We start from the raw sequence: 8,285 nt of genomic DNA on the forward strand, positions 1-8,285 counted from the left end.
GGTGCGGAAGTCGATGATACGCCGGGCATTGCCGCCGAGGCGTGAGTCAGACGTCACCGCCGAGGCCTAGTTAAACGTCGCCGCCAAGGTGCAAGTCCAAGCATTGTCTCCGGGGCGCTCCACTGTGGACATCGAGCATACTGCCGCCTTTTCGCCATGTTCGAGGCTGCTTTGCCCCAATATTGCCGGCGAATAGAGCGACCTTTTAACAACGCGGGTGATTCGCGCTCGCGCTGAAGGATATCCGGCCATGACGCCGCCGACCGGCGCAATAGGCTTCAATCGCCACCCCGCGCCAGTCGCATCGTCCCGGTTGACGGATGCGGTCGCGGCTACACTCGCGATCGGCTCGCTTTCGCTTTGCCTGGTCGTGACCCTGACGTTGCTTTCGATCAAGCTCTCGATGGCCATGCCGTTTCCGGCGTAGCCAGATTCTTTCTTCAAGCCATTCGCACTATTCCGCGACAACGGGCGGTGACCCGCATTCGGCGACAACGGCGGTGACCCGCGACGAGCGATGAAAACACCTGTCGTACTGGTTGCCCTTTCGCTGGCTATGGCGATCCTGCTGTCGGCATCGCTGCTGATCGCGACCGGCGCGCGCGGCGAAAACGCGCCACGCGGGCCTAGCCGTCAGCCGCAAAGCTGGGTGTCGCCAGGTCCGCCGGATACCGGCAATGAAGTCGCGATCCTTGAGCAGCGGATTTAGTCGGGAGCGAACCCAAGGTGTAATGTGCTTCGGATGCCGCGGAAGAAGACTTTCGAGAATGGCCAGCCGGCAACGATCTTCGCATCAGGCGCTCACTCGCGGCGTCATCCGGTTTCGATGTGATTTTGACCGAAAAGACCTGGAAAACGGCGGCGAGCCGGTAAACTCCTTTTTAACGATGCGGTAAACAACTCGCCGCGGCGCAACCATCCGGCAACTTGCGAAACGTTAGCCTCGTGACAAACGAGAACAGGCGCATGAAGGTCGATTGGCGCGCAATCTTTGGCCCGATACTCACGGCGGCGGCGGCTTTGATCGCCATTGTCGTCGATAAGCATTTTACTGTCGTTCCCAATCCGGCGCCGCTGTTCATTTGCATAGTCGCGCTGGCGGGCTCGCTCAGCGGGCTGGTTTCGGGGTTGATCAGCGCTGCCGTCGCGGTCGCCGCCTCGGCGCTGTTTTTTCTCTACCATCGCTCGATGCCCGGCTATCAGACGGCCGATCTGATTCGGCTGGCGATGCTGGCGCTGACCGCGATCGGGACCGCGGCCATCACCGGATTGGTGCGGAAGAGGATGGTGGATGCGTTCGCCTGGCAGCGCAGGCATTACGCGACGGCCGAGCGGCTCTCCGCCGCGCTCGATGAAGTCGACATCGGCATCGTGCTGCTGGATTCCGACACCCGCGCCGAATTCATCAATCGCGCATTCCGGCATTATTTTTCGCTGCCGGACGAGAAAGCCGACAGCAAGCCACCCTTCATCGCGCTGATGTATCATGGCCGCGATACCGGCGCGTTTGAGCTGCCGGAGGAAGAGCTGAGCGCGTTCATCGCGCGTCGCACGGAGATGATGCGATCAGGCGATTCCACGCCGATCAACATCAAGCTCGCCGATGGACAGGTGCTGCGCTTCAGTTGCACCGCCCTGCCGGACGGTGGACGGATGCTGAGCTATACGCCGGTGACCGACCTCATTCGGCATACGGACGATCCGGCCAAGGCCGACCTCTATCTCTCGATGCGCGGCATCGCAGCCGGACAGTTGCGCGCCGCGGAGTAGATGGGCGGCATCGAGCGTGCAGGGCCGAAAGCCGCTTGCGGCGTCAGGGCGTGAGGGTCACAATGTGATCCCGTCTAGGGTCACAAATTTGATCCCGCTCGCGCTCCCCACCTCACAGGACTGATTCATGCAAATTCGCAATCTCGGCGGCTCCGGCCTGCGCGTCTCCGCCGTCGGCCTTGGCTGCAACAATTTCGGCCAGCGCACCGATCTGGAGACCTCACGTAAGGTGATCCACAAGGCGATCGACCTCGGCATCACCTTGTTCGATACCGCCGACATCTATGCGGGCATGGGCGGCTCCGAGACGGTGCTCGGCGAAGTGCTCGGCACGCGCCGCAAGGACATCGTGCTGGCAACGAAATATTCCAAGCCGATGAGCACCGACGGCACCAAGCAGGGCGCGTCGCGCCGGTATATCATGGCGGCGGTCGAGGCGAGCCTGACCCGGTTGAAGACCGACTACATCGATCTTTACCAGCAGCACGACTATGACCCGCTGACCCCGATCGAGGAAACCCTGCGCACGCTCGACGACCTGATCCGTCAGGGCAAGGTTCGCTACATTGGCAATTCCAATTTTCCGGCGTGGCGTATCGCCGAAGCCGAACTCACGGCGCGGCAGATGAATGTCAATCCGTTCGTGTCGTGCCAGGATGAATACAGCCTGGTGGTGCGCGACATCGAAAAGGATCTGCTGCCGGCGGCGCAGGAGTATAATCTCGGCCTGCTGCCGTTCTTTCCGCTCGCCAGTGGTTTGCTGACGGGCAAATACAAGCGCGGCGCTGCTGCGCCGGCGGACACCCGCTTTGCCAAGGCGCCGGGACTGCGCGATCGCTACGCCACGCCGCGCAACGAGGACATCGTCGAACAGCTGCAGAAATTCGCGCAGGCGCGCGGGCACAGCCTGCTTGAACTCGCATTTTCATGGCTGGCTTCGCGGCCGCAGGTTTCCAGCGTAATCGCAGGCGCCACGCGCGTCGAACAGGTCGAGCAAAACGTCAAGGCGATCGGGTGGGCGCTGAGCCCGGAGGATGTTGCGGAGGTCGACAAGATCACCAAGTAATACGCTGATCGATCACCGTGCGGATCGCTGGATGACAAATCAGGTCGAAATGCCGGCGTCGCGCCGTCTCGCTTGCCCCCGATGCGGGACGCAATTTACCTGCGCGCTGGCGGGGCCGTGCTGGTGCGCGGAGGAAACCGCACGGCTGCCGATGCCGGCTGATGACGAGGATTGCCTCTGCCGGGAATGCTTGCGCAAGGCTGCCCGCACTGCCGCGCAGCCGCAATAGACGGCGAATGGATCGGCGTTACTTCACCACCGCCGCGGTTTGCCCGAACAGCAGCTTGCGTTCTTCCTCGGTACGGATCGTCGGCTGTCCGTAGTTCGGATTGACCTCCTTGGCTTTCGCATAGGCGCGCACCGTCGCCGGACGCTCGCGGATGGTCTCAAGCCAGCGCTTCAGATGCGGGAAGTCGTCGATATTTTGGCTCTGGTTCTTGTACGGCACCACCCAGGGATAGCTCGCCATGTCCGCGATCGAATAATCGCCGGCGATGAACTCGCGATTGGACAGCCGCTTGTTGAGCACGGCGTAGAGCCGGTTGGTCTCGTTGACATAGCGGTCGATGGCGTACTTGATTTTTTCCTGCGCGTAGTTCGAGAAGTGATGGTTCTGTCCGGCCATCGGCCCGAGCCCGCCCATCTGCCAGAACGTCCACTGAATGGCGTCATACCGGCCGTAGATGTCGGCGGGCAGAAACTTGCCGGTCTTCTCCGCCAGATACAGCAGCATCGCACCGGATTCGAAGATCGAGATCGGCCTGCCGCCGCCTTTTGGTTCGTGATCGACCATCGCGGGAATGCGATTGTTTGGCGCGATCGCCAGAAACTCCGGCTTGAACTGGTCGCCCTTGCCGATGTTGATCGGGATAATCTTGTATTTCAGCCCCGCCTCTTCGAGAAACATCGTGATCTTGTGGCCGTTTGGCGTGGTCCAGTAGTAAAGGTCGATCATGAGGCGGTCCTGCTGGCGTTGATCTGCAAAATGGATGCGATTGCATGAAGCTCACCGCATCGGCCATGCAGAGTCAATGGCGCGGGTTTCGGATCGCAACCAATTGATGCGGATCAAATCCGCAGGTATCGAGCGCCGCGGTGATCAATTCACGCGACGGCCATGCCTGCGCAGCAGTTGTTCGCCGGATTCGGTGATGATGACCATGGCGCGCGCGCCCGGCGACGGTTGGCGCGTGACATAGCCGCGATCGACGGCATCCTCCCAAATCGTCAGCCGTGGGCACGAGGTCCGCCACGTCTCGATCACCTCGGCATAAAGCCGCGGCTCCCTCGCAATCCATTCGAGCAGATCGAGCACCAGCGGATCAGTCGTATCGATCATCGAGCGAGCGGCCCCCGTGTTCAGAACGCAAGCGCATTGCTGCGCGCAAGCAGCAACCAGCTTCCATAGATGATGTAGTAACCGGCAACGGTGGTGATCAGTCGGCCCGCCCAGGTTCGAAATTGCTGGTCCGTCATCGCTTCCAGGATTCGTCGCGCCAGCGTCGTTCCTGTCATCGACGCCGCCACGGCGACGCCGGCGAGAACGGGATTGAGCGTCGCAGCCTGGCTGATGATGCCGCCGAAATAGATCAGCTTGACGAAATGACTGGCGACCTGGCACGCCGCCTTGCTGGCGACGATCTCGCGGCGCTCGAACTTGCCGCCGAGAAAGAACGTGTCCATCAGCGGCCCGGAAACGCCGGTCATCAGCATCAGCCCCATGCAGATGAAACCGTAGAACGTGCCCTGCCAGATGCTGTCGGGGTCGGGCTTCACGCCAGGCGGCGCCAGCCGCGCCATGAATGGCGTCGCCCCCAGCAAAAGCAGGGCTAGCGGCTTGTCCGGCACATAGCGGGTGATCGACCACGCCGCGAGCGCGAGCGCGCATCCGATCAAATAGATCGCGACCGGCCGCCACCTGATATGGCGGCGCCACAGAAAAGCGCGCCAGCCATTGGATGCCATCTGTGTGATCGCGTGCAGCACCATCGCCGAGGGCAGTGGCATCAGCGCCAGCAATACTCCGATCAGGATCAGCCCGCCGGCCATGCCGAACAGGCCCGACAGAAATGCCGTCCCGACCATCAGCAGCCCCAGGGCCGCAATCATCAGCGCGCTCATTCGAATCTCCGCGCCATTGTTGTCTCGCTTGTGGTGCCGGCGCAAACCGAGTTATCTTGTTCTGGCATCAGTTTTCCTGAGGGTAGCCCGAAGGTCCATCAATGCGGCGGCTCCTGTTTCTCAACGGCATCAGAGCGTTCGAGGCCACAGCGCGCAGCGGCAGCTTCGCCGCAGCCGGCATTGAGCTCAACGTCTCGGCGGCCGCGGTCAGCCGGATGGTGCAGTTGCTGGAGCAGCGGCTCGGAATTGGCCTGTTCGAGCGCAAGGCCAACCGGCTCGAGATGACGGCGGCAGGCCGGGCCTACCAAAGCGGGCTCACGCCGATCTTCGATGCGTTGGCGAGCCTGACGGCGCAGGTCACCGCCCCGTCGAACCTGCGCGTACTGACCATCGGCGTCGGGCCGACCTTTGCAATGCGATGGCTGATCCCGCGACTGGGAGATTTCCAAAAGCATCAGCCCGACATCGACGTGCGGATGGCCACCGGCGGTGCGGCTGTGCCGTTCGGTGAGGACTGGAGCTGCGGCATTAAGCTTGGGACCGGCGAATGGCCCGGCCTGCTCGCCGAACCGCTGTTTGCAGCCGATCTGCTGCCGGTGTGCGCACCCCGGCTGGCGAGCCAATTAAAGCGCCCCGGCGATCTCAAGGGACCAGCGCTGCTGCGCGTCGCGCACTCGCCTGACGACTGGCCGATGTGGCTGAAGGCCGCCGGCCTGCCACGGCTAACCGCGCGCGGACCGGAATTTCAGTATTACGGCCACGCTTTGCAGGCCGCACTGGACGGGCTCGGCATCGCGATGGGCATTCGCCCCTATATCGACGACGATCTCGCGGCTGGACGGCTGGTCGCGCCGTTCGAGCTGTCGGTGCCAAAGGGCATGCGTTGGTACCTGGTCTATCGCAACTATCGTGCTGACCACCGCGACTTCACGGCGTTTCGGCGCTGGATCATGCGCGCTGCCGCCGCACCGACGCACGGCAAAACTCCCCGCGAGTCCCGCCGGGCTGAGACCGTTTTTCGAAAATAAACCTGGGAATGTGAACGAGTTCACATTCGCATTGGGGCAGTCGTGTTTCCCTTGCTCGCGGGAGTTGAGCAATGGACAGCGACTATGACGGCTTCAAAATCGAGCCCTTCGAGGCCGGAAGAGGCTTATGGCACGCCAGAATTTGGCGAATGGATCGCAAGCCCGTCATTATCGACGGCGTTTCCTTTTCAGCGCTGGAAGTCGGCTTTGCATGGTCTGATCCCGAGGCCGCGATCGCGGACGCGAAGACTCAAATCGATCGTCTCAACCTCAATCGATATGCGACCGCCGAGTTGTCGCGAAGCGAACAATCGGCGGCGTGAGCTGATCTGAAACGGACTTGCATCATGTCCAGCTTGGAGAACCAACCGATCCCGTTGCCTTCCGCCAAGGTGCGATGCAAATGTCCGGAGTGCAATGCGAGCCTGGCGATCCTGCGCGTCATCGCCGGAAAGGCCGGGTCCGAATACTGGACCATGAGATGCACCCGCTGCGGCGGAATTCATCTGGATATCGTCAAGAGCTCCACGATCCCAGTGCCGTGTGACGCGCCCGTTACTTCCTGAACGCCTTGTCGATGGCGGATTGCGCATCCCGCTGGATTTGCCGCAAGTGAGACTGGCTGCGAAAGCTCTCGGCGTAAATCTTGTAGACTTCCTCGGTACCGGATGGCCGCGCCGCGAACCATCCATGATCTGTAATCACCTTGATGCCGCCGAACGACTGGCCATTACCGGGAGCAGCCGTGAGCGCCGCGCGCACGGGCTCGCCGGCCAATTCGGACAGAGCAAGCTTTTCAGGCGAGAGCGACTTCAGCAGGTTTTTCTGCGCTGACGTGGCGGGCGCGTCGATCCGCTCATAGAACGGCACGCCCAGTTCGCTGGTCAATCGATCGAACAGCTGGCTCGGATCGGATTTAGTTCGCGCGGTCATTTCGGCGGCCAGCAATCCCAGAATGATCCCGTCCTTGTCGGTGGTCCACACCTTGCCGTTGCGCCGGAGGAATGAGGCCCCGGCACTTTCCTCCCCGGCAAATCCGAATGAGCCGTCACAGAGTCCGCCGACAAACCATTTGAAACCGACCGGGGTTTCGACCAGCTTGCGTCCGAGCTTCGCCGCGACCCGGTCGATGATCGCGCTGCTGACGATAGTCTTGCCGACCGAGCTTTGCTTGCCCCATTGCGGGCGATGCTCGAACAGATAAGCAATCCCGGCGGCAAGGTAGTGGTTCGGATTCATCAGGCCGCTGGAGCGGGTCACGATTCCGTGCCGGTCGGCGTCCGTGTCATTGGCAAAGCCGACATCGAAGTTGTCGCGCAACGCGATCAACCGCGCCATCGCATAGGGCGAGGAGCAGTCCATCCGGATCTTGCCATCCCAGTCCACGGTCATGAAGCGGAAGGTCGGATCGACCTCATCGCTGACGATGGTCGCGGCAAGACCATAGCGCTCGATGATCGGCTGCCAGTAGCGCACCGCCGCGCCGCCGAGCGGATCGATCCCGATGGTCACGCCGCTGTCGCGGATCGCATCCATGTCGATGACCTCGGCGAGATCAGCGACATACGGCCCGACATAGTCGTATCGATGGACCGAAGACGATTTGAGCGCGCGCTCATAGGGAATGCGTTTGACGCCGCGCAGACCATCTTCCAGCAAGCGGTTGGCCGCGCGCTCGATGCCCGAGGTGATGTCGGTATCCGCCGGGCCGCCATCGGGCGGATTATACTTGAAGCCGCCGTCCTCCGGCGGGTTGTGCGACGGCGTGATCACGACACCATCGGCCCGGCCGCTGCTGCGGCCGTTGTTGGTGGTGAGGATGGCGTGGGAAATCACCGGCGTCGGCGTGTAACCCTGGTCGGCATCGATCATTACCTCGACGCCATTGGCGGCGAAGACCTCGAGCGCGCTTGCGAGCGCCGGCTCCGCCAGCGCGTGGGTGTCGATTCCGACGAACATCGGCCCATCGATGCCGCTGGCTCGCCGATGATCGCAAAGCGCCTGGCTGATCGCCAGGATATGCGACTCGTTAAAGGCGTTGTTGAACGCGGAGCCACGATGGCCGGATGTGCCAAAGGACACGCGCTGGCCCGGCTCTGCCGGATCGGGCTTGCCCGCGAAATAGGCGGTCACCAGTCGGGGTATATTCGTCAGCATCGAGGGCTCGGCGGGCTTGCCGGCACGCGGATTCACTTCAGCAGTCACTAGTTTCCCCAGTTGCACCCGCGTTCGCTTTTCGTTCACTCCCGACTATACTAACACCATATCGAATCAGCACTTCAGTTTGGATCGCACCATGT

12 protein-coding genes are annotated in these 8,285 nt (G+C 62.0%); 8 read left to right on the top strand and 4 right to left on the bottom strand.

The annotated features are described in order from the left end of the window. Nucleotides 1-250: 250 nt before the first annotated feature. The 5 genes from VJV58_RS20020 to VJV58_RS20040 all read left to right on the top strand — a co-directional run bounded on the left by VJV58_RS20020 (nt 251) and on the right by VJV58_RS20040 (nt 3,065). A complete protein-coding gene (locus VJV58_RS20020; RefSeq protein ID WP_324139107.1) occupies nt 251-427 on the top strand; it encodes a hypothetical protein in 177 nt (58 codons plus the stop codon). 90 nt (nt 428-517) lie between these two features. Next, on the top strand, nt 518-709 hold the full coding sequence (locus tag VJV58_RS20025) for a hypothetical protein (protein ID WP_324139108.1): 192 nt from the start codon (nt 518-520) through the stop codon (nt 707-709). A gap of 257 nt (nt 710-966) precedes the next feature. Then, entirely contained in the window at nt 967-1,770 is an 804-nt protein-coding gene (locus VJV58_RS20030; protein ID WP_324139109.1) for a PAS-domain containing protein, read from the top strand. 127 nt (nt 1,771-1,897) lie between these two features. Then, nucleotides 1,898-2,836: an aldo/keto reductase gene (locus tag VJV58_RS20035; RefSeq protein WP_324139110.1), complete on the top strand. Its 939-nt coding sequence runs from the start codon at nt 1,898-1,900 to the stop codon at nt 2,834-2,836. Nucleotides 2,837-2,867: 31 nt separating this feature from the next. Continuing rightward, on the top strand, nt 2,868-3,065 hold the full coding sequence (locus tag VJV58_RS20040) for a cysteine-rich CWC family protein (protein ID WP_324139111.1): 198 nt from the start codon (nt 2,868-2,870) through the stop codon (nt 3,063-3,065). Nucleotides 3,066-3,083: 18 nt separating this feature from the next. On the opposite strand, the gene VJV58_RS20045 is transcribed toward VJV58_RS20040, so the two are convergent. The 3 genes from VJV58_RS20045 to VJV58_RS20055 form a co-directional block, all read right to left on the bottom strand. Further along, nucleotides 3,084-3,791 (bottom strand): glutathione binding-like protein, encoded by a 708-nt coding sequence (locus tag VJV58_RS20045; protein ID WP_324139112.1) that lies wholly within the window; start codon nt 3,789-3,791, stop codon nt 3,084-3,086. 144 nt (nt 3,792-3,935) lie between these two features. Next, a complete protein-coding gene (locus VJV58_RS20050) occupies nt 3,936-4,175 on the bottom strand; it encodes a hypothetical protein (RefSeq protein ID WP_324139113.1) in 240 nt (79 codons plus the stop codon). A gap of 20 nt (nt 4,176-4,195) precedes the next feature. Beyond that, nucleotides 4,196-4,957, bottom strand: a complete 762-nt coding sequence (locus tag VJV58_RS20055) for a sulfite exporter TauE/SafE family protein (RefSeq protein WP_324139114.1) — start codon at nt 4,955-4,957, stop codon at nt 4,196-4,198. A gap of 101 nt (nt 4,958-5,058) precedes the next feature. On the opposite strand from VJV58_RS20055, the gene VJV58_RS20060 reads away from it, so the two are divergent. The 3 genes from VJV58_RS20060 to VJV58_RS20070 all read left to right on the top strand — a co-directional run bounded on the left by VJV58_RS20060 (nt 5,059) and on the right by VJV58_RS20070 (nt 6,551). Further along, on the top strand, nt 5,059-5,985 hold the full coding sequence (locus VJV58_RS20060) for a LysR substrate-binding domain-containing protein (RefSeq protein ID WP_324139115.1): 927 nt from the start codon (nt 5,059-5,061) through the stop codon (nt 5,983-5,985). A 71-nt stretch (nt 5,986-6,056) separates the two neighbouring features. Next, a complete protein-coding gene (locus VJV58_RS20065) occupies nt 6,057-6,308 on the top strand; it encodes a hypothetical protein (protein WP_324139116.1) in 252 nt (83 codons plus the stop codon). A 24-nt stretch (nt 6,309-6,332) separates the two neighbouring features. Beyond that, entirely contained in the window at nt 6,333-6,551 is a 219-nt protein-coding gene (locus VJV58_RS20070) for a zf-TFIIB domain-containing protein (RefSeq protein WP_324139117.1), read from the top strand. Here VJV58_RS20070 and pgm read toward each other — a convergent pair. Beyond that, a complete protein-coding gene (pgm, locus tag VJV58_RS20075) occupies nt 6,541-8,190 on the bottom strand; it encodes a phosphoglucomutase (alpha-D-glucose-1,6-bisphosphate-dependent) (RefSeq protein ID WP_324139118.1) in 1,650 nt (549 codons plus the stop codon). The genes VJV58_RS20070 and pgm overlap by 11 nt on opposite strands. Nucleotides 8,191-8,285 lie beyond the last annotated feature (95 nt).

The sequence above is a fragment of the Bradyrhizobium sp. genome (assembly GCF_035273305.1).
GTDB lineage: Bacteria > Pseudomonadota > Alphaproteobacteria > Rhizobiales > Xanthobacteraceae > Bradyrhizobium.

Excerpts from the sequence above, each read along its gene's own strand:
- VJV58_RS20020 (WP_324139107.1), top strand. The coding sequence starts at position 251 with ATGACGCCGCCGACCGGCGCAATAGGCTTCAATCGCCACCCCGCGCCA.
- VJV58_RS20025 (WP_324139108.1), top strand. The coding sequence starts at position 518 with ATGAAAACACCTGTCGTACTGGTTGCCCTTTCGCTGGCTATGGCGATC.
- VJV58_RS20030 (WP_324139109.1), top strand. The coding sequence starts at position 967 with ATGAAGGTCGATTGGCGCGCAATCTTTGGCCCGATACTCACGGCGGCG.
- VJV58_RS20035 (WP_324139110.1), top strand. The coding sequence starts at position 1,898 with ATGCAAATTCGCAATCTCGGCGGCTCCGGCCTGCGCGTCTCCGCCGTC.
- VJV58_RS20040 (WP_324139111.1), top strand. The coding sequence starts at position 2,868 with ATGACAAATCAGGTCGAAATGCCGGCGTCGCGCCGTCTCGCTTGCCCC.
- VJV58_RS20045 (WP_324139112.1), bottom strand. The coding sequence starts at position 3,791 with ATGATCGACCTTTACTACTGGACCACGCCAAACGGCCACAAGATCACG.
- VJV58_RS20050 (WP_324139113.1), bottom strand. The coding sequence starts at position 4,175 with ATGATCGATACGACTGATCCGCTGGTGCTCGATCTGCTCGAATGGATT.
- VJV58_RS20055 (WP_324139114.1), bottom strand. The coding sequence starts at position 4,957 with ATGAGCGCGCTGATGATTGCGGCCCTGGGGCTGCTGATGGTCGGGACG.
- VJV58_RS20060 (WP_324139115.1), top strand. The coding sequence starts at position 5,059 with ATGCGGCGGCTCCTGTTTCTCAACGGCATCAGAGCGTTCGAGGCCACA.
- VJV58_RS20065 (WP_324139116.1), top strand. The coding sequence starts at position 6,057 with ATGGACAGCGACTATGACGGCTTCAAAATCGAGCCCTTCGAGGCCGGA.
- VJV58_RS20070 (WP_324139117.1), top strand. The coding sequence starts at position 6,333 with ATGTCCAGCTTGGAGAACCAACCGATCCCGTTGCCTTCCGCCAAGGTG.